Source organism: Streptomyces sp. HUAS ZL42 (assembly GCF_040782645.1).
In the GTDB taxonomy this organism is placed as follows: domain Bacteria; phylum Actinomycetota; class Actinomycetes; order Streptomycetales; family Streptomycetaceae; genus Streptomyces.
This window is the reverse complement of the sequence record NZ_CP160403.1, coordinates 3,305,044-3,326,241: the sequence shown is the minus strand read 5'-3', so window position 1 is coordinate 3,326,241 and position 21,198 is coordinate 3,305,044. Positions and strand designations below refer to the sequence as shown.

General features: G+C 71.2%; 11 protein-coding genes. 2 read left to right on the top strand and 9 right to left on the bottom strand.

What is annotated here, in order from left to right:
• Positions 1 to 239: 239 nt before the first annotated feature.
• Positions 240 to 1,442 (bottom strand): S8 family peptidase, encoded by a 1,203-nt coding sequence (locus ABZO29_RS15120; RefSeq protein WP_367320704.1) that lies wholly within the window; start codon positions 1,440 to 1,442, stop codon positions 240 to 242.
• 957 nt (positions 1,443 to 2,399) lie between these two features.
• Here ABZO29_RS15120 and ABZO29_RS15115 point away from each other — a divergent pair.
• The gene (locus ABZO29_RS15115; RefSeq protein ID WP_367320703.1) at positions 2,400 to 5,021 is read left to right on the top strand and encodes a glycosyltransferase family 1 protein; all 2,622 of its coding nucleotides are present in this window, start codon (positions 2,400 to 2,402) and stop codon (positions 5,019 to 5,021) included.
• 38 nt (positions 5,022 to 5,059) lie between these two features.
• Here the strand turns inward: ABZO29_RS15115 and ABZO29_RS15110 are convergent, their stop codons facing one another.
• The 8 genes from ABZO29_RS15110 to glgX all read right to left on the bottom strand — a co-directional run bounded on the left by ABZO29_RS15110 (position 5,060) and on the right by glgX (position 19,755).
• Positions 5,060 to 5,581: a DUF1990 family protein gene (locus ABZO29_RS15110; protein ID WP_367320702.1), complete on the bottom strand. Its 522-nt coding sequence runs from the start codon at positions 5,579 to 5,581 to the stop codon at positions 5,060 to 5,062.
• Positions 5,582 to 5,670: 89 nt separating this feature from the next.
• Complete coding sequence (locus ABZO29_RS15105) at positions 5,671 to 7,332, bottom strand: M4 family metallopeptidase (protein WP_367320701.1); 1,662 nt, start codon at positions 7,330 to 7,332, stop codon at positions 5,671 to 5,673.
• Between the two features lie 297 nt (positions 7,333 to 7,629).
• Positions 7,630 to 9,681 (bottom strand): M4 family metallopeptidase, encoded by a 2,052-nt coding sequence (locus tag ABZO29_RS15100; RefSeq protein WP_367320700.1) that lies wholly within the window; start codon positions 9,679 to 9,681, stop codon positions 7,630 to 7,632.
• Positions 9,682 to 10,106: 425 nt separating this feature from the next.
• Positions 10,107 to 11,867: an ABC transporter ATP-binding protein gene (locus ABZO29_RS15095; protein ID WP_367320699.1), complete on the bottom strand. Its 1,761-nt coding sequence runs from the start codon at positions 11,865 to 11,867 to the stop codon at positions 10,107 to 10,109.
• Positions 11,864 to 13,615: an ABC transporter transmembrane domain-containing protein gene (locus ABZO29_RS15090; protein ID WP_367320698.1), complete on the bottom strand. Its 1,752-nt coding sequence runs from the start codon at positions 13,613 to 13,615 to the stop codon at positions 11,864 to 11,866. The genes ABZO29_RS15095 and ABZO29_RS15090 overlap by 4 nt, the downstream gene beginning before the upstream one ends.
• Before the next feature lie 24 nt (positions 13,616 to 13,639).
• Positions 13,640 to 15,502 carry an ABC transporter ATP-binding protein gene (locus ABZO29_RS15085; RefSeq protein ID WP_367320697.1) on the bottom strand — a complete coding sequence of 621 codons (1,863 nt, stop codon included), beginning with the start codon at positions 15,500 to 15,502 and terminating at the stop codon, positions 13,640 to 13,642.
• Positions 15,499 to 17,394: an ABC transporter ATP-binding protein gene (locus ABZO29_RS15080; protein ID WP_367320696.1), complete on the bottom strand. Its 1,896-nt coding sequence runs from the start codon at positions 17,392 to 17,394 to the stop codon at positions 15,499 to 15,501. Before ABZO29_RS15080 ends, ABZO29_RS15085 begins: the two co-directional genes overlap by 4 nt.
• A 120-nt stretch (positions 17,395 to 17,514) precedes the next feature.
• Positions 17,515 to 19,755 (bottom strand): glycogen debranching protein GlgX, encoded by a 2,241-nt coding sequence (glgX, locus tag ABZO29_RS15075; RefSeq protein ID WP_367320695.1) that lies wholly within the window; start codon positions 19,753 to 19,755, stop codon positions 17,515 to 17,517.
• A gap of 151 nt (positions 19,756 to 19,906) precedes the next feature.
• Between glgX and ABZO29_RS15070 the strand changes: the two genes are divergently transcribed.
• Positions 19,907 to 21,133, top strand: a complete 1,227-nt coding sequence (locus tag ABZO29_RS15070; RefSeq protein ID WP_367320694.1) for an Ig-like domain-containing protein — start codon at positions 19,907 to 19,909, stop codon at positions 21,131 to 21,133.
• Positions 21,134 to 21,198: the final 65 nt, after the last annotated feature.

The following is a 21,198-nucleotide window of genomic DNA, read 5'->3' as shown; positions in this document are numbered from 1 at the left end:
CCGCGTCAACGTGGGTGGGCGGATGGCTGTGGGGAGGTGGGTCCTGCATGGGTCGTGCGTGCTGGGTACGGGGGGTGTACCTCGGGGTGCGCCGGGTGGCGTACTCGAGTCGTGTACCGGAGGAGCCTTCCCACCCTATTCGGGTGAGCAATCCGGCACTTTGTTAACTACTCACGCGTATGTCTACACACAAGACCGGCCCCATCCGCGACGAACGGGGCCGGTGGCGGGATCCGCCCCTACGAGGGCGGTACCTGCAGAAGTCTGTTCGGTGAGCCGAGGCCCCTGCCGGACACCTTCCCGGTCGCCGCGAGTGCAACCAGCCCCGCCGCGACCTGTGCGGGTGTGGCCTTCGGGCGGTCGGCCAGATAGAGCGCGGCCGCGCCCGCCGCGTGCGGCGACGCCATCGACGTACCGGAGAAGGTCGCCCTGCCCGTGTCGCTCGCGTACGACGCCGAGGTGATCGACACGCCCGGGGCGAACAGGTCGAGGGCGGATCCGAAGTTGGAGAAGGCAGCCTTCGCGTCCTTCCTGTCGCTCGCGCCGACCGTGATGGCCTCCCGTACGTCCGCGGGGGAGTACAGGGCGGCCGGCAGCCCGTCGTTGCCCGCGGCGACGGTGTACGTCACGCCGGACCTGATCGAGTTGCGTACGGCGGCGTCGAGCTGCGCGTTGTAGTAGCCGCCGAGGCTGAGGTTGGCGATCGCGGGCTTCTTCGCGTTCCTGGTGACCCAGTCGATGCCGGCGATGACCTGTGCGGTGGTGCCGGCGCCGTCGTTGTCCAGGACCCGTACGGCGACGACCTTGGCTTTCTTGGCGACGCCGTACCTTGCTCCGGCGATGGTGCCGGCGACGTGGGTGCCGTGTCCGTTGCCGTCACCGGCGCTCTTGTCGTTTCCGACGAAGTCCCACCCGTATGCGGCGCGGCCGCCGAAGTCCTTGTGCGTGATCCGGATGCCGGTGTCGATCACGTACACCGTCACTCCGCTGCCCGCGGAGTCGGGCCAGGCATAGCTCTTGTCGAGCGGTAGAGCGGGCTGGTCGACGCGGTCGAGGCCCCAGGACGGCGGGTTCTTCTGCGTGTGCTCGAGTGTGACGCGGGTGTCCTGGGTGACGGAGGCCACGCGGGAGTCGGCCGCGAGGAGACGGGCCTGTCTCTCGTTCGCCTTCACGGCGTAGCCGTTGAGGACCGTGCCGTAGGTGTGGCTTATTTTCGCCCCGTACTTCTCGGCGAGGCCTTTTCCGGCCGCCGACGGGGCCTTCGTTCCCCCCTTGAGTGTCACCAGGTAACTTCCGCTGACGGAGCCGGGGTCTCCGGCGCCGAGTATGAGCCCCTCCGGTGCGGCGTGCGCGGGCAGCGTGACGGCCGAAAGCGCGGCGGCACAGGTCGCCGCGGTGAAGCCCCCCGCCCAGCGCAGACGCCGTGTTCGCGTCCGTGCCATGGTGTGAGTTCCCCTCCTCAACTCGGCGTACGGCAGCCGTGTCGCGCCCGGTGGAACCGGCGCGGGCCGGTACGCCCCCGGGCAGCATTTCGTGCGGTGTGAAGGCACACAAGGGGGCCTACGGGGGTGGAATCGGCCATGTCGGCCATGGGGGATGCGTGAAGGTTGCGTTGAATTCTGGACAGTGTGTGCGCGTGCCTGCGGCGGGCGGCGCGCAGGTGCCCGGGGCTGCGGTCGGCGTGGGGGTGGGTCGTGCAGGCGGGCGCTGACGGGGTGCCGTCCGCCGCGAGTGCCCGCGACAGGCGGAGGCCGATGGTCGGGTGCCCGCGGCTGCGGTCGGCGCGGGGGTGGGGCGCGCAACCCGGCGCTGACGGGTGCCGTCCGCGTCCGCTCTCCCCCCGTTCTCGGCTTCGCCCGAGCGGGGGGACCTCCATCGCCCCAGGCGGCACGACTGCCCGCGGGATGGACGGGGTGGCCGAGCGCCGCGCGCCCCCGGATCGACGCGGTGGCTGAGCGTCGGGTGCCCGGGGCTGCGGTCGGCGTGGGGGTGGGTCGTGCAGGCCGGCGCTGACGGGGTGCCGTCCGCCGCGAGTGCCTGCGACAGGCGGAGGCCGATGGTCGGGTGCCCGCGGCTGCGGTCGGCGCGGGGGCGAGGCGCGCAACCCGGCGCTGACGGGTGCCGTCCGCGTCCGCTCTCCCTCGTTCTCGGCTTCGCTCGAGCGGGGGACCCTCATCGCCCCAGGCGGCACGACTGCCCGCGGGATGGACGGCGTGGCCGAGCGCCGCGCGCCCCCGGATCGACGCGGTGGGTGAGCGGCGTGCGCGAGCGGACTTCAGGCCGAAGCGGGGGGCCGGGGGCGAGAAGCCCCCGCGGTGGACGCGTGAACACCGGTACCGTCGTAGGAGACGACCACGCACATCGTCGTGCGTCCTCCAGCGAACGCGTCGAGGTGGAATGTGAAGGCGATCCGTCGATTCACCGTCCGTCCAGTCCTCCCCGAACCCCTCCGGCCACTCAGCGACCTGGCCCGCAATCTGCGCTGGTCCTGGCACGCGGAGACCCGCGACCTCTTCCAGTCCGTCGATCCCGAGCGCTGGGCCGCCTCGGACGGCGACCCCGTGCGGCTCCTCGGCAGCGTCTCGCCGGCGCGGCTCACGGAGCTGGCCGAGGACCGCCGCTTCCTGCGCCGGCTCGGCACGGCCGCGGCCGACCTCCACGACTACGTGACGGGCGACCGCTGGTACCAGACGCAGTCCGGCGAACTCCCGGCCGCCATCGCGTACTTCTCCCCCGAGTTCGGCATCACGGCCGCCCTGCCCCAGTACTCCGGCGGCCTCGGCATCCTCGCCGGCGACCATCTCAAGGCGGCCAGCGACCTCGGCGTACCCCTGATCGGCGTGGGGCTCCTCTACCGGCACGGCTACTTCCGTCAGTCCCTCTCCCGGGACGGCTGGCAGCAGGAGCACTATCCGGTCCTGGACCCCAACGAGCTCCCGGTCGCCCTGCTGAAGGAGCCGGACGGCACCCCCGCCCAGGTCTCCCTCGCCCTCCCCGGCGACAAACGGCTCCACGCCCGCATCTGGCTGGCCCAGGTGGGCCGCGTCCCGCTCCTCATGCTCGACTCGGACGTGGAGGAGAACGATCTCGGGGAACGCGGAGTGACCGACCGCCTGTACGGAGGCGGCAGCGAGCACCGCCTGCTGCAGGAGATGCTGCTCGGCATAGGGGGAGTGCGCGCGGTCCGGACGTACTGCCGTCTGACCGGGCACCCCCAGCCGGAGGTCTTCCACACGAACGAGGGCCATGCGGGCTTCCTGGGCCTGGAGCGCATCGCCGAGCTCTGCGACGAGGCCCGCCTGGACTTCGACGCGGCGCTGGAGTCGGTCCGCGCGGGAACGGTCTTCACCACGCACACCCCCGTCCCGGCGGGCATCGACCGCTTCGACCGTGAACTGGTCGCCCACCACTTCGGCCCCCACGCCGAGCTCCCGGGCATCGAGGTCCACCGCATCCTGCAGCTGGGCATGGAGACGTATCCCGGCGGCGAGCCCAACCTCTTCAACATGGCGGTGATGGGCCTGCGCCTGGCGCAACGCGCCAACGGCGTCTCGCTCCTTCATGGTCACGTCAGCCGGGAGATGTTCTCGGGCCTGTGGCCGGGCTTCGACCCCGACGAGGTGCCGATCACCTCGGTGACGAACGGCGTGCACGCCCCCACCTGGGTCGCCCCCGAGGTGTTCCGGCTGGGCGCCCGCCAGGTCGGTGCCCAGCGCGCCGATGACGCTCTGACGGTGGGCGGCGCGGGCCGCTGGGACGCGGTCTCGGACATCCCGGACCAGGACATCTGGGAGCTGCGGCGGGTACTGCGCGAGCAGCTGGTGACCGAGGTACGGCACCGGCTGCGCGCCTCGTGGCGGCAGCGGGGCGCGGGCACGGCGGAGCTGGGCTGGATCGAGGGCGTACTGGACCCCGACGTCCTGACGATCGGTTTCGCGCGCAGGGTTCCGTCGTACAAGCGCCTGACGCTGATGCTGCGGGACCGGGACCGCCTGATGGACCTGCTCCTGCATCCCGAACGCCCCGTCCAGATCGTGGTCGCGGGCAAGGCGCACCCGGCGGACGACGGCGGCAAACGCCTGGTCCAGGAGCTGGTCCGGTTCGCGGACGACCCACGGGTCCGCCACCGGATCGTGTTCCTTCCCGACTACGGCATGGCGATGGCCCAGAAGCTCTACCCGGGCTGCGACATCTGGCTGAACAACCCGCTCCGGCCGCTGGAGGCCTGCGGGACGTCCGGCATGAAGGCGGCGCTGAACGGCTGCCTCAACCTGTCCGTCCTGGACGGCTGGTGGGACGAGTGGTTCCAGCCCGACTTCGGCTGGGCGATCCCCACGGCGGACGGCGACGGCACGGATCCGGACCGCCGGGACGACATAGAGGCGGCGGCGCTCTACGACCTGCTGGAGCAGAGGGTCACTCCCCGCTTCTACGAGCGGGGCCAGGCGGGTCTGCCCGACCGCTGGATCGAGATGGTCCGCCAGACGCTGACGCTTCTCGGACCGAAGGTGCTGGCGGGGCGGATGGTCCGCGAGTACGTCGAGCGCCTCTACGCGCCCGCGTCCCTGGCCCACCGCTCGATGGACACGGACTCCGCCCGTGAACTGGCGGAGTGGAAGGCCAGGGTGCGCGCGTCCTGGCACGGGGTGACGGTCGACCACGTCGAGACCTCGGCGGCGACACCGACGGCCGAACTCGGCGCGACCCTCACGCTGCACGTGCGGGTGGGGCTCGGCGACCTCGGTCCGGACGATGTCGAGGTTCAGGCGGTGTCGGGCCGGGTCGACTCGGACGACCGCATCGCGGACGCGACGGCCGTCCCGCTGAAGCCGACGGGCGGGCCGGACCACGAGGGGCGGTGGGTGTACGAGGGTCCGCTGTCCCTCGACCGCACCGGGCCGTACGGCTACACGGTCCGGATCCTCCCGGCGCACCGACTCCTCGCCTCCAGCGCGGAGTTGGGGTTGGTGGCGGTGCCTTCGGAGGAACTGGTCGAGGCCGGAGGGGTGTTGATGCGTTGAGCCGGAGGGGCGCTACCGCTCCTCCGTGAGACGGCCGGTCACAGCTCCTCCGTACCGGCGCACAGCCTGCGCAGCACCACCCCGCACCGCCGCGCGTACGCGTTCTGCAGCCCGCGCACAGCCGCCCCGCCCGCCCGTGCGTACCACTTGGCGGGGCGGCTGAACGCGGACACCGTCAGCCACACCGTGCCGTCCCCGGTCCGCTCCACCAGGAACGCCTCCTCCCCGCACTCGGGGTGGCCGGACAGCGTGCCGTAGGCCCAGCCCGACCGGCGGTACTCCTCGACCGCCCAGACCACCCGGCACGGCGCCTTGATCATGCCCGCGAGCGTGACCGTCACATCGACGCCCTCGGAAGCCCGGTCCGCGGACGCGTCGATGCCCACGCCCAGAGCGCGGTGCATCTCCCATGTGAGGACCGCCTCCGCCGCGCGCCGGAAGACCTCCTCGCCCTCGCCGATGCGCGTGCGGACGCGGAGGGGGTGGAAGCCGGGCGGGCAGAAACCGGCGTCGCGAAGGGTCGCGCCGACGTGTTCGTAGGTGAAGTCCCCAACAGACATGGGACCCAAGAGTAGGGCGGCACCCGGGGATGCCTTCGTCCCGGGGGCCGCCCGTCACTCCATCAGAGTCCTTGTCGGCCGGAGGCCGTTCAGCTGACGTTGACGGCCGACCAGGCAGCCGCCACCGCCTTGTACTCCGTGCTGGTGGAGCCGTACAGCGCCGCCGCCGCGCTCAGGGTGCCGGTGCGGGCGCCCTTGTACGTGGTGGTCGACGTGAAGTACTCGGTCAGCGCCTTGTACCAGATCTGGACGGCCTTGGCGCGTCCGATGCCGGTGACGGTCGAGCCGTTGTACGTCGGGGAGTTGTACGAGACCCCGTTGATCGTCTTCGAGCCGCTGCCCTCCGACAGCAGGTAGAAGAAGTGGTTCGCCGGGCCGGACGAGTAGTGGACGTCCAGGTTCTTCAGCGACGAGGACCAGTAGTTGGCCGACGCGCCGTCCTTGCTCGGCTGGTCCATGTAGCGCAGCGGGGAGCCGTCGCCGTTGATGTCGATCTTCTCGCCGATGAGGTAGTCGCCGACGTCCTTGGAGTTCGCCGCGTAGAACTCGACGGCCGTGCCGAAGATGTCGGAGGTCGCCTCGTTGAGGCCGCCGGACTCGCCCGAGTAGTTGAGGCCCGCGGTGTTGGAGGTGACGCCGTGGGTCATCTCGTGGCCGGCCACGTCGATGGACGTCAGCGGGTGGGTGTTGCTCTCGCCGTCGCCGTACGTCATGCAGAAGCAGCTGTCGTCCCAGAAGGCGTTGACGTACGCGTTGCCGTAGTGGACCCGGGAGTACGCCGCCTTGCCGTCGTTCTTGATGCCGCTGCGGCCGAAGGTGTTCTTGTAGAAGTCCCAGGTGACCTGCGCGCCGTACGCGGCGTCGACGGCCGCGGTCTGGTCGGTGGTCGAGCTGGACGCCGCGCCGGTGCCCCACGTGTCGTCGGCGTCGGTGAACAGGGTGCCCGCGGAGGAGCTGGTGCCGTGGGCCTTGTTGTACGTCTTGTGGCCGCCGCGCGAGGTGTCGTACAGCTGGTACGTCGAGCCCGAGAGGTACGTGCCGAGGGTGACGGTTCCGGAGTAGAGGCTCTTGCCCGTGCCGGTCTCGATGCCCTGGTACTCGTACAGCTTCTTGCCGGTGGCCGCGTCGGTGATGACGTGGAGCTCGTTCGGGGTGCCGTCCTCCTGGAGGCCGCCGACGACCGTCTCGTAGGCGAGGACCGGCGCGCTGCCGTTGCCCGCCCAGATCACCTTGCGGGGGGCGTCGCCGGCCTCGGTCTTGTCCGAGCCGGCCGCCTTCGCCAGCGTCAGGGCCTGCTTCTCCGCCTTGGCCGCGGCGATGGCCGGCTTGACCGAGGCGACCTTGATGGTGGCCGTGGTCGCCTTGGTGACCTTCTGGGCACCAGAGGCCGACTCGTGGACGACCAGGTCGCCGCCGAGCACCGGGAGACCGGCGTAGGTGCGCTCGTAGCGGGTGTGCACCGTGCCGTCGGCGTCCTTCACGACGTCACGGACGACCAGCGCCTCCTTGGCGCCGAGGCCTATCTCCCGGGCGGTGTCCGTGGCCGCCGCCTGCTTGTCCTGGATCAGGGCGGTGCGGGTGGCCGCGGACAGCGTGATCGGTGCCGCGAGGGGCGTCTTGCCGGTGCCCTCGGCCGGGGTCTGGGCGGCGGCGGAACCGGTGGTCAGACCGGTGGTGAGCAGTGCTCCGGCCGCGACGGCGGTGGCGATGGCCAGAGTGGTGCGCTTGTGACGCGCGTAGACGGAGGTCACACAAGCTCCTTTGTGGGGGAGTCCGGTACCGGCGTGGGGCGGCCGGCCGGAGTGGTGGTGAAGTTGTGCGGCGGTTGCCAGGAAGAGTGACATCAGGGGCGCGTACATGTCAGGCCCCTCAAGTGATGTTGACCGAAAGTCGACCACCGGGTGAAAGTTTCAGGAATGTAAACGGAGTTGACCTCGGTAAAGGGCTGACAAGGCGCGTCTCAGCGCGTGGCAAAAAAGCGGGGCGCCGCCCCGGGGAGTCGAACCACCGGGGCGGCGCCCTGTCCAGGAGTGCCGAAGGCCAGGGGCCTACGGGAAGGTGAGCTTCCAGCTGTTGATGTAGCCGGTGTCGATGGCCGCGTTGTCCTGGACTCGCAGCTGCCAGGTCCCGTTGGCCACCTCGGACGAGGCGTTCACCGTGTAGGTGGTGTTGATGTTGTCGGTGCTGCCGCCGGTGCCGTACGCCTTCAGCGTGTACGCCGTGCCGTCGGGAGCGACCAGCTGCACCTGAAGGTCGCCGATGTAGGTGTGGACGATGTCGACACCCACCTGGAGGTTCGACGGCGCGTTGCCCGTCCGGCCGGACACGGTGATCGACGAGGTGACGGCCGCGCCGTTGTCCGGTATCGATACGTCGGCGGCGTTCTCGAAGGACGTACCGCCACCGCCGCCCCCGCCGTCGGAGCGCGAGCCGACCGCGACACCCGCCCACGCGTCCTGCACCGCCTTGTACTCGGCCGACGTGGTGCCGTACAGCTCACCCGCCGCCGCGAGCGTGCCGGTGCGGGCCGCCGCGTAGTTGGTCGTGGACGTGAACTTCGTGGTCAGCGCGCGGAACCAGATCTTCTCCGCCTTGGCGCGGCCGATGCCGGTGACCGGAAGGCCGTCCGAGGTGGGCGAGTTGTAGGTGACACCGTTGATGGTCTTGGTGCCGCTGCCCTCGCTCAGCAGGTAGAAGAAGTGGTTCGCCGGACCGGACGAGTAGTGCACGTCGATCGAGCCGATGCCCGAGTACCAGCTGTCCTTGGACGAGCCGTCCTTGCTGGGCTTGTCCATGTAGCGCAACGGGGTGCCGTCGCCGTTGATGTCGATCTCCTCGCCGATGAGGTAGTCACCGACGTCGGAGGAGTTGTTGGCGTAGAACTCGACCGCCGTGCCGAAGATGTCGGAGGTGGCCTCGTTCAGACCGCCGGACTCGCCCGAGTAGTTGAGGCCCGCGGTGTTCGACGTCACGCCGTGGGTCATCTCGTGGCCGGCCACGTCGATGGACGTCAGCGGGTGGGTGTTGCTCGCGCCGTCGCCGTACGTCATGCAGAAGCAGCTGTCGGACCAGAACGCGTTGACGTACGCGTTGCCGTAGTGGACCCGGGAGTAGGCGCCCACACCGTCGCCGCGGATGCCGCTGCGGCCCTGGACGTTCTTGTAGTAGTCCCAGGTGAGCGCGGCGCCGTAGTGCGCGTCGGCGCCGGCCGTCTCCGCGTTGGAGGCGCTGCCGTTGCCCCACACGTCGTCGGAGCCGGAGAAGAGCGTGCCGGTGCCGGAGGTGCCGCGGTTGAGGTTGTACGTCTTGTGGCTGCCGCGCGCCCCGTCGGTCAGGTTGTACGTCGACCCGGACTGCGTGGTGCCGAGGGTGACCTGGCCGCTGTACATCGTGTTGCCGGTGCCGGTCTCGATGCCCTGGTACTCGTAGAGCTTCGCACCGGTGGCCGCGTCCGTGACGACGTGCAGCTCGTTCGGGGTGCCGTCCTCCTGGAGGCCGCCCACCACGGTCTCGTAGGCGAGGGTCGGCCTGCCGTTCGCGGCCCAGATCACCTTGCGCGGCGCGCGGTTGGTGCCGGCCTTCTCGGCGCCCGCGTCCTCGGCGAGCGTGAGCGCCTGCTTCTCCGCCTTGGCCGCGGTGACGGCCGGCGTGAGCGAGGCGACCTTGATCGCGGCCCGGGTGGCCTTGACGACGCCCTCGGTCCGGCCGGACTTGGCGGTGTCGACGACCAGGTCGCCGCCGAGGACGGGGAGGCCGGCGTAGGTGCGCTCGTAGCGGGTGTGCACCGTGCCGTCGGCGTCCTTCACGACGTCACGGACCACCAGCGCCTCCTGGGTGCCCAGGCCCAGGTCCTTCGCGGTGTCCGCCTTGCCGGCGTTGGCCTGGCGTATCAGCTCGGCGCGCTGGGCGGGGGTGAGCCGGACCGACTCGGCGCCCGGGATCGCCTTGCCCGCCGCCTGCGGTGCCTTCTCCGGGGCGGCGGTCGCGGCGCCGGACTGCACGGCGGCGGCGATGAGTGCGGAGACGCCGACGAGGGCGACGGCCGCGGTCTTGCGGTACGGGGTGTGGGAGGTGCGTCTGCGAGAGGAACTGCTTCTCAACACTGACTCCTTCTGCGTGGCCGCGGATCGCGCGGCCAGGGGAGACCGGCGGCGGGTGGGCCGTCCGGGCAGAACAGGGGCGGTACGGAGAACCAGGTGCGGGCGGCCGTGTGACGACACAGCGGACGTAGCTGTGGGGTTGCTGTGAAGTGGCCGTGGGAAGCGTGGCACTGGAGAGCGCGTACTGTCAGGAGCGCGTCAAGAACTTGGCCGGAAATGGTCCGTTGCCCGGTTGGTCATGTTCGATATACGGACCATTTGCGGTCTTCTTGCGCGAACACCCAGCATTCAGGACTCAGGACCCTTCAGCACTCAGGACCCTTCAGCACTCAGGACCCTTCAGGACTCAGGACCCTTCAGGACTCAGGACCCTTCAGGACTCAGGAGCTTCCGGATTCAGGACCTTCAGGGCTGGGACCCTGAACTCAGGACGAGCCGTGCCGGTCCCCGTGCCACGTCCGCCACAGTGCCGCGTACGCGCCGTCCTCCGCCACCAGGTCCTCGTGCGTGCCGAGTTCCGTGACGCGGCCGTCCTCCATGACCGCCACCCGGTCCGCGTCGTGCGCGGTGTGCAGGCGGTGGGCGATGGCGATGACGGTGCGGCCCTCCAGGACGGCGGCCAGGGCTCGTTCGGTGTGGCGGGCGGTGGCAGGGTCGAGGAGGGCCGTCGCCTCGTCGAGGATCAGCGTGTGCGGGTCGGCCAGGACCACGCGGGCCAGGGCGAGTTGCTGGGCCTGTGAGCCGTCGGTCCGGCAAGCGGGCGTACCCAGCTCGGTGTTCAGGCCGTCCGGCAGCTCCTGCACCCAGTCGTCCGCGCCGACAGCGGCCAGCGCGGTCCACAACTGCTCGTCCGTGGCGGCCGGTTCGGCGATCCGCAGATTGTCGCGGACGGTGCCGAGGAAGACATGGTGCTCCTGGGTGACCAGGACGACCTGGCGGCGGAGGCGTTCGGGACCCAGCGCGGCCACCGGGACTCCGCCCACCGTCACCGACCCGGAGGTCGGCGCGTCGACGCCCGCCAGGAGCCTGCTCAGCGTGGTCTTCCCGGCGCCCGACGGGCCGACCACCGCCAGCCGCTCCCCGGGCCGGACGGTCAGGTCGACCCCGTGCAGCACCTCGCCGCCGCGGTCGTAGGCGTACCGCACCCCGGTGACGTCGATGCGGTCGTCCGCGGGGATCACCGCATCCTCGTCCCGGTCGGCCACCGGTGCCTGCGCCAGACCCTCCACCCGTGCGAACGAGGCGCCGCTGTTCTGCAGTTCCTCCACCCGCACCAGGATCTCGTCGATCGGCCCCTCCAACTGCCTCAGATACAACGCGGCCGCCACGATCGCCCCCACGCTCACCGCGTCGTGCGCGACCAGCACCCCGCCGATCAGCAGCACCCCCGCCACGGGGAAGAGGTACGACACCTCCACCACCGGGAAGAACACGGTGCGCAGGAACAGCGTGTACATGCGCCTGAGCCGGGACTGCTCCAGCGTCTCCCGGCTCGCCGTGACCCGGCGCTCCTGGAGCCGGAACGCCTCCACCGTGCGGGCTCCGGCCGCGGTCGCCGCGAGGATCTCGGCGACGTCCGAGTTCGCCGCGCCCTCGGCGAGGTAGCCGTCCCGGGCCCGGCGGAGATACCAGCGCAGGGCGAACCAGATCGGCGTGAGGCCGAACACGCCCACCACGCCGAGCAGCGGGTCGATCGCGAGGACCGCGCCGAGCAGGAACAGAGCCTGGACGATGTTGATGAGCAGATCGGGGCCGGCGTCGCGCAGCGTGGTGCCGACGGTGGACACGTCCGCGGTGCCGCGCGTCGTCAGATCGCCGGTGCCGGCCCGCTCCACCACCGACGCGGGCAGCGCCAGCGCCCGGTCCACGAACTGCTCGCGCACCCGCGCCAGCATCCGCTCACCGAACCGGTGCCCCGCGTACCGGGCCCAGCGCGCCAGCAGCAACTGTGCCACCGCGCAGACCAGGATCCCCAGCGCGGCCCGGTCCACAGCGTCGACACCGGAGCCGGCCCGCACGTCGTCGATGATCCGGCCCAGCAGCCACGGCCCGGCGAGCCCCGCCGCGGCGGCCGCCGCGTTCAGCGCCAGTACGCCGGCGAAGGCCCGCCCATCGGCCCGTACGAGCCGGACGGTGGCCCGGCGCACCGCGGCCGGCTCCGCGATCGGCAGCTTTTCCCGCGTCACCCCACGACCTCCTCGGCGTCCGTGTCGACCTCGTCGGCGGCAGGCGCGTCGGTATCCCGCGCCACCAGCGCCCGGTAGCCGGGCTCCTCCTCCAGCAGCCGCTGATGGCTGCCGCTGGCCGCGACCTTCCCGTCGACGAGGTAGTGCACGGTGTCCGCCCGGTCGAGTACGAGCGGGGAGGTGGTGGTGACGACGGTCGTACGACCCCTGCGCGCGTCCCGCAGCCGGTCCGCGACCGCGGCCTCCGTGTGCGCGTCGAGCGCCGAGGTCGGCTCGACGGCCAGCAGCACCTCGGGGTCGGCCAGCAGCGCCCGGACCAGCCGTACGCGCTGCCGCTGCCCGCCGGACAGGTTGCGCCCCTGTGCGTCGATCGCCGAATCGAGCTCGTCCGGCAGGCCCTGCACGATGTCCTCCGCCATGGCGGCCCGCACGGCACGCTTGATCTCCGCCTCGTCGACCGAGGCGGGTTCCGCGCGCCCGGCGACGAGCTCGCGCAGCGGCCCCGAGAACAGGTCGGCCTCGTTGTCGGCGACCAGGATCCGCGCCCTGACCTGAGGCAGCGGCACCTCGTCCAGGCGCACCTCGCCCCAGGTCGCCGCCGACGGCGCGTACCGGCCGAGCCGGTCGACGACGGCCGCCGCGTCGGCGGGCCGCGCCCCGGCCAGCGCGGTCAGCTGCCCCGGCCGCACCCGCACCCCCGACTCGGGGTCGTGCAGCACCGCGGGCTCCGCGGGGGCTTCGCGCACGCCGCCGTCCGGCTCCGGCTCCAGCCGCAGCAGTCGGACGACGCGCCGGGCGGCCACGGCGCCCCGGGCGAGCTGGTAGCCCCAGCCGAGGAAGTACGCCACCGGCCGTACCAGCACCGCGACATAGCCGTACACCGACACCAACTCGCCCACGGAGATGGTCCCCTGGGCCGCCATCCGGGCCGCCATCCAGGTCACCACGGCGAGATAGAGCGTCGGCAGGCCCAGCCCGAGCGCCTGCATCCAGCTGGTCACCGCGCCGACCCGGTACCCCTGTTCGCGCAGCCGCGCCGAGTCACGGCGGAAGGCGTCGGCGAACAGCCCCTTGCCGCCCAGCCCGTTGAGGACGCGCAGGCCGCCCGCGAGGTCGCCGATCCGCGCGGTCAGCACGCCCTGCCGCTCCCGGTACTCCGACTCCGTGCTCTGCAACCGGCGCATCAGCGGCCCGACGAGCGCGGCCAGTACCGGCACCCCGAGCAGCACCACCAGGGTGAGCTGCGCGGAGACCGACAGCAGCAGCACGGCGACCACGAGGTAGGCGACGATCGCGCCGACGCCGGGGCCGATCACCGTGAGGGCCGAGGCGATCTGCTGCACGTCCCCCACACCGATCGTCACGACCTCACCGGCCCCGACCTGGCGCGGCAGTGCGGCGCCCAGCCGCACCGCGTGCCCGACGACGACCTTGACCGTGCGGAAGTTGGCGTCCATCCGCACCCGCGTCATCGTGCGGTGCCGGACGATGCTCAGCCAGGCGTTGAACGTCCCGACCGCGAGCAGCAGCCCCGTCCACAGGGCCAGTGCGCCCATGTCGCCCTTCTCGAGCCCCTGGTCCACGGCGCGGGCCATCAGGAAGGGCGTCGCCGCGAGCAGCACCATCCACAAGCTGCCCAACACCGCGCCGGCCGCCGAACGCCCCGGCTGCCGCATCACCAGCCACCACAGGTATCGCCAGCCGCCACGAGAGTCGGGCGTGCCGGGATCCTCGTACGCGTCGATCACCTGTCCCCCTGGTTGGCCTGTTGATTACGCCAGACTGTCCTGCCAAGCCCGGTGCAGATTTGCGAACCGACCGGTTCCAGCCACGAGTTCGGCCGGACTTCCGTCCTCGACGATGCGCCCGTGTTCCATGACGAGAACCCGGTCGGCGATCTCCACGGTCGACAGCCGGTGGGCGATCACGACGGCCGTACGGCCGTGCAGAACCGTCGACATGGCCCGCTGCACGGCCCGCTCCCCGGGGATGTCCAGCGAGCTGGTCGCCTCATCGAGGATCAGCACCGCGGGGTCGGCCAGCAACGCCCGTGCGAAGGCCACCAGTTGACGCTGACCTGCGGAGATGCGGCCGCCGCGCTTGCGTACGTCCGTGTCGTAGCCGTCGGGCAGCGCGCTGATGAACTCGTGCGCGCCGATCGCCTTCGCCGCCCGTTCGATCTCCTCTCGGCTCGCGTCCGGCCGCCCGATGGCGATGTTCTCGGCGACCGTGCCCGAGAACAGGAACGCCTCCTGCGTCACCATGACCACCCCGCGCCGCAGTTCGGGCACGGATAGCTCGCGCAAATCTACCCCGTCGAGGAGGACCCGGCCGTCCGAGGGGTCGTAGAAGCGGGCGAGCAGCTTGGCCAGCGTGGACTTCCCGGCGCCCGTCGACCCGACGACCGCGACGGTCTGCCCGGCCGGCAGGGTGAGGTCGAAGCGGGGCAGCACCTCACCGCCGGTGCGGTAGGCGAACCGCACACCGTCGAACACGACCTCGCGGCCGGGGTGTTCGCTCTCGAGCGGGGGGAGCTCCCTCGGTGCCGACGTCTCGGGCACGGACGGCGTCTGCGCCAGCAGGCCCGCGATCTTCTCCAGGGAGGCGGCCGCCGACTGGTACGAGTTGAGGAACATGCCGAGCCGGTCGATCGGGTCGTACAGCCGCCGCAGGTACAGCACCGCGGCCGCCAGCACACCCAGGGCCAGCGAGCCGCCCGCCACCCGGTGGGCGCCCCAGAGCACGATCACCGCGACGGACGCGTTGGCGACCAGCCGTGAGCCGACGACATAGCGGGCCATCTCGAGCAGCGCGTCGCCGTTGGTCCGCTCGTGACGCTTGTTGAGTACGGCGAAATCGGCGTCGTTGGCGGCCTCGCGACGGAACGCGCGCACCGGACGGATGCCGTTCATCGTCTCGACGAACTTCACGATCACCGCGGCGATGGCCGTCGACCGCAGCCGGTACACGCGCTTGGCCCTCCGCTGATACACCCGCACCAGCAGATACAGCGGCACGAACGACACGACCGCGACGGCCCCCAGCCCCAGGTCCAGCCAGAGCAGCATCGCCGAGATGTAGGCGAAGGACAGGATGACCATGACCAGTTCCTGCAGGCCTTCGCTGAGCAGTTCCCGCAGCGACTCGACGTCCGTGGTGGACCGGGAGATGAGCCGCCCCGAGGTGTACCGCTCGTGGAAGTCGATGCTCAGGGCCTGCGCATGGCGGAAGATACGGCCGCGCAGGTCGAGCAGCACGTCCTGGTTGACGCGGGCGGAGGCCCCGATGAAGGCGTACTGCAGGGCACCGGAGACGACCGCGCACAGCAGATAGCCGACGCCCACCGCGATCAGCGGGCCGTTGTCGTGCCGGCGGAAGGCCGGTACGGCGTCGTCGATGGCGTACGCCACCAGCAGCGGGCCCGCCTGGACGGCCGCCTGCTGGAACAGCAGCAGGAGCGTGGTGAAGGCGACGCGCGCCTTCATGGGGGCCAGGAGCGAGCGCAGGAGCGCGGCCGTGGCGCCCGGGGGAGTGGGCAGGACATCGCGGTCGAAGGGGTCGTGGGCGCCCTTCGCGCGCGGGAGTTCCTGCTCGTTGTCGTCGGCGGCGGGAACGGAGGTGGTGGGCGCGGTCATCGAGGGTCCCCCTCTTCCCCGGACATCAGGTGGGCGTACTCGGCGTTCGTCCGCAGGAGTTGCTGGTGGGTGCCGACGGCGGCGATCCGGCCGCCGGACAGCAGCGCGACACGGTCGGCGAGCAGGACGGTCGACGGGCGGTGGGCCACGATGAGGGCGGTGGTGTCCGCGAGCACCTGCCGCAGCGCGGCCTCCACGGCGGCCTCGGTGTGGACGTCCAGGGCGGACAGCGGGTCGTCCAGCACGAGGAACCGGGGTCTGCCGACGACCGCCCGGGCCAGCGCGAGCCGCTGCCGCTGACCGCCGGAGAGGCTGAGCCCCTGCTCGCCGACCTGGGTCCCCGTCCCCTGCGGCAACGCGTGCACGAAGTCGGCCTGCGCGACCCCGAGCGCCCGCTCCAGCTCCGTGTCACCGGCACCGTCTCCGGCTCCCATGAGGACGTTCTCCCCGACGCTCGCGGAGAAGAGGGTGGGCTCCTCGAAGGCGACGGCGACGAGTTCGCGCAGCGCCTCCCTCGGCATCGCGGAGATGTCCTCCCCGTCGAGCGTGATGCACCCGGAGGTCACCTCGTGCAGCCGCGGCACCAGCGCGGTGAGGGTGGTCTTCCCACTCCCGGTGGCCCCGACGAGAGCCATGGACTCCCCGGGCCGGATGCGCAGATCGACACGCTGGAGAACAGGAGGGGCGTCGGATGGCGCGTCGGGGTACCGGAACGTGACGTCGTGGAACGTCAGTCCCTGTCTAGCTGCGGGCAGTCGTGCCGCTGGGGCGATGGGGGTCCCCCCGCTCGAGCGAAGTCGAGAGTGGGGGAGGGTGGGCGCAGCGGCACCCCGCAGCGCCGGGCTGCGCGACCCACCCCCGGCCCGCACCGACCCCGGCTCACCAGAACCCGACGGCTCCTCCGGCTCCGCATCCATCACCTCGAAGTACCGCTCCGTAGCAGTCGCCGCCTCCTGACTCATCGCCAGCAGAAACCCGATCGAGTCCACCGGCCACCGCAAGGCAAGCGCCGTGGACAGAAAGGCGACCAACGTGCCCGCCGAGAGACCGCCGGAGGCAACCTGCACCGCCCCCAGCACCAACGCCGCCCCGATGGCCACCTCCGGCAACGTCACGATGACGCCCCAGATGGTCGCCAGCAGCCGAGCCTTCCGCAGCTCCGTCCCCCGCAGTGTCCGCGACAGTTCGCGGAACGCCCGCGCCTGCGACCGATGCCGCCCGAACCCCTTGATGATCCGGATCCCGAGCACACTCTCCTCGACGACCGTCGTCAGATCACCCACCTGGTCCTGGGCGAGCCGCGCCACATCGGCGTACCGCTTCTCGAAGATCACGCAGGTGACGACGACCGGCACGGCGGGCCCCAGGATCACCAGCCCCAGCGTCAAGTCCTGCAGCAGCATGATCACCACGCCGACGAGAATCGTCACTCCGTTGACCAGCAGAAACGTCAGCGGAAAGGCGAGGAACATACGCAGCAGCATCAGATCCGTCGTCCCCCGGGACAGCAACTGCCCGGACGCCCACCGATCGTGGAACGCGACCGGCAGCCGCTGCAGATGCCGGTACAGATCCGCCCGCATCTCCGCCTCGACATGCGACAGCGGCCGTGCCACCAGCCACCGCCGCACCCCGAACAGACCCGCCTCGGCGAGCCCGAGCAGCAGCAGGTACAGCGCCCCGAGCCAGACGCCCGCGGGATCCCGGTCGGCGACCGGCCCGTCCACCATCCACTTCAGGACGAGCGGGATCACCAGCCCCGTACAGGAGGCGACGACCGCCACGAACGCGGCGGTGAACAGCCGCGCCCGAATCGGCCGTACATACGGCCACAGGCGCAGCAACGTCCGTACGGCGGACCGGTCCTGGGTGGTCAAAGGTGTCGTGGGCATCAGCAGCGAGCCTACGGATCGCCGCTGACAACGCCCACCGAGTTTCGGCCGGACTCCCGTCCTCCGTCAGTCCTACGACCTGCATGTTCGAGGAGTCGTACGCGGATACGGGCGGTCCGCTCACCCCGCCACCTTCAGCAGCAGCACCGCCCGCGCCGGCACCGTGATCGCCGCCCCCGCCCGGTACGTCGTGCCCGGTGCCTCCGCCTGCTCCTCCCTCGACGTGTCGACGACCACCTCGTACCGCTCCGCCCACGGCGGCCCCGGCAGCACGAAACTCACCGGGCGGTCCCCGGCGTGCAGCACGGCCAGGAAGCTCTCGTCCACGATCGGCGCCCCCCGCTCGTCGCGGCCCGGGATGTCCCGCCCGGACAGGTACATCCCCAGCGTCGCCGCGGGTGCGTACCAGTCCCGTTCCGTCATCTCCGTGCCCCGCGCGGTGAACCAGGCCAGGTCCCGCAGCCCGTCCGCCGAGTGCGCCCGGCCGGAGAAGAACGCCCGGCGGCGCAGCACCGGGTGCCGGTGCCGCAGGTCGATCAGTCGTGCGGTGAGGTCGAACAGGGCCTTCCAGGCGGGCTCCTCCAGCAGCCCCCAGTCGACCCAGCTGATCTCGTTGTCCTGGCAGTACGCGTTGTTGTTGCCCCGCTGCGTCCGCCCCAGTTCGTCGCCCGCGACCAGCATCGGCACGCCCGTCGACAGGAGCAGCGTGGTCAGCAGATTGCGCAACTGCCGCCGCCGCAGCGCCCGTACCCGCTGATCGGCCGTGTCGCCCTCGGCTCCGCAGTTCCACGCCCGGTTGTCGTTCGTGCCGTCCCGGTTGCCCTCGCCGTTCGCCTCGTTGTGCTTGCGTTCGTACGACACCAGGTCGCGCAGGGTGAAACCGTCGTGCGCCGTCACGAAGTTGACCGAGGCGTAGGGGCGGCGGCCTCCCCAGGCGTACAGGTCGCTCGAGCCCGACAGCCGGTACCCCAGGTCCCGTACGTCCGGCAGCGCACCCCGCCAGAAGTCCCGTACGGCGTTGCGGTAGCGGTCGTTCCACTCCGTCCACAGCGGGGGGAACGCGCCCACCTGGTAGCCGCCCGACCCCACGTCCCACGGCTCCGCGATCAGCTTCACCCGCCGCAGCACCGGGTCCTGGGCGATGACCGCGAGGAACGGCGACAGCATGTCGACGTCGTGCATGGAACGCGCGAGCGCGGCGGCGAGGTCGAAGCGGAAGCCGTCCACGCCCATCTCGGTCACCCAGTAGCGGAGCGAGTCCGTGATGAGGCGCAGCACGTGCGGCTGGACCACGTGCAGTGTGTTGCCGCAGCCCGTGTAGTCGGCGTACCGGCGCGCGTCCGACTGGAGCCGGTAGTAGCCCCGGTTGTCGATGCCCTTCAGCGACAGGGTGGGACCCAGTTCGCCCGCCTCCGCCGTGTGGTTGTAGACCACGTCGAGGATGACCTCGATCCCCGCCTCGTGCAGGGCGCGCACCATGCGCTTGAACTCGCCCACCTGCTGACCGGTCGTCCCTGAGGAGGCGTAGGCGGCGTGCGGGGCGAAGTAACCGATGGAGTTGTAGCCCCAGTAGTTGCGCAGGCCCTTGCGCAGCAGATGGTCCTCGTGCGCGAACTGGTGCACCGGCAGCAGCTCGACGGCCGTCACACCCAGCTTCACCAGGTGCTCGATCGCCGCGGGATGGGCCAGACCGGCGTACGTCCCGCGCAGTTCCTCCGGGATCCCCGGGTGCAGCTTCGTGAACCCCCGTACATGCAACTCGTAGATCACCGAGTCCGCCCACGGTGTCTTCGGCCGGCGGTCGTCCATCCACTCGTCGTCGGTGGCGTCGTCGTGGACCACGACGCCCTTCGGCACGTACGGCGCGGAGTCCCGGTCGTCGCGCACGGTGTCCGCGACCTGCTGCTGCGGCCAGTCGCGGACGTGTCCGTACACCTCCGGAGGAAGGCCGAAGTCGCCGTCCACCGCGCGCGCGTAGGGGTCGAGCAGCAGTTTCGCCGGGTTCCAGCGGGCGCCGGTCCAGGGGTCCCAGCGGCCGTGCACCCGGTAGCCGTACCGCTGCCCCGGCATGACGCCCGGCACGAAGCCGTGCCAGATCTCGTGCGTCAACTCGGTCAGCCGGGCCCGGGTCTCCCTGCCCTGCTCGTCGAACAGGCACAGCTCGACCGACTCGGCCCCGCCCGCCCACAGCGCGAAGTTGGTGCCGGCGACCCCGTCCGGGCCGACCCGGAACCGGGCGCCCAGCGGCATCGGTGCACCCGGCCACACGGGCGCGCCGGGCGCCTTGCGCTGCGCGCCGTTCACGACGGCGGCGGCGCGCGCCTCCTCGGTCACCGCCTCCTGCTCGGCTGCGCTGGACACCTGTCAGCCTCCCACGGCTCGCGGAACGACGTGGAAAGGGCGTGAAGCGTCCCGGCCACGACACCCCCTCGCGTCGTCCTCCCCACTGTTCTGCCCAGACCGTGGCTCGCACTCACGTTTCCCCAGGGCGGGCCCGGTCGTTGTCCCCCTCGTGAGGCATGCACAAGGGCGCGCACGGCGCGCGGGGGCCGCGCTGGCCGCCGTACTGACATGGGCAGGACTGCTGGCCGGAGCCGCCGGCTGTACTTCGGACGGCATCGGCGGCATCGGCGAGGTGCTGGGGAAACCCTCGGCGCCCGAGGACGTCATCCGCATCTCCCCGGACGACGGCAGCAAGGGCGTACGGCCCGAGGAGACGCTGCGGATCCGGGTGCCCAGCGGGCGCCTGGAGTCGGTGAAGGTCGTCAAGTGGCAGGACGCACAGGAGACCCCGGTGCCCGGGCACATCTCCGAGGACGGCCTGCGCTGGGAACCCGAGCACGAGAAGCTGGCCCTGGCCGCCAAGTACACGGTCGACGCGGTCGCCCTGGACGGCCGGGGGCGCCGCTCGGCCCGGCACACCACCTTCACGACGTACGTCCCCGAAGAGCGCTTCATCGGATACGTCACCCCCGAGAACCGCTCCGTCGTCGGCACCGGAATGATCGTCTCCCTGCAGTTCAACAGGGAGATCGAGAACCGCGCCGCCGTCGAACGAGCCGTCCGCGTCACCGCGAAACCGCCCGTCGAGGTCCGCCCGCACTGGTTCGACAAGGGCCGCCTCGACTTCCGCCCCGAGCACTACTGGAAGCCCGGCACCCAGGTCACCGTCGACCTGCGCTTCCGGGACGTCGAGGGCGCACCCGGTGTCTACGGCCTGCAGTACAAGACGTTCTCCTTCACCGTCGGCCGCGAACAGGTCTCCGTGGTGGACGCCGCCAAGCACACCATGGAGGTGCGGCGTGCCGGCGAACTCCTCGCCACCGTGCCCATCACCGCAGGCGCGCCCAGGACCACGACGTACAACGGGAAGATGGTCGTCACCGAGATGCTCGAGGTGACCCGTATGAACAGCCGCACGGTCGGCTTCGGCGGCGAGTACGACATCCCGGACGTCCCGCACGCCATGCGCCTGACCGACTCCGGCACCTTCCTGCACGGCAACTACTGGGCGTCGGACGCCTTCGGCAACGCCAATGTCAGCCACGGCTGTGTGGGGTTGCGGGACGTGAAGGGCGGCGGTTCGGACACGCCGGCGGGCTGGTTCTTCGACCGCAGCCTCGTCGGGGACGTGGTCGAAGTCGTCCACAGCAATGACAAAAAGGTCGCTGCGGACAACGGGCTCGGAGGGTGGAACATGGGCTGGAAGGAGTGGAAGGCGGGCAGCGCGGTCAAATGACCCGGTAGGGGGTGGGTCCCCAGGGGCTCGACAAGCCGTTGAAGTTGGGACTGAACGGTGACATT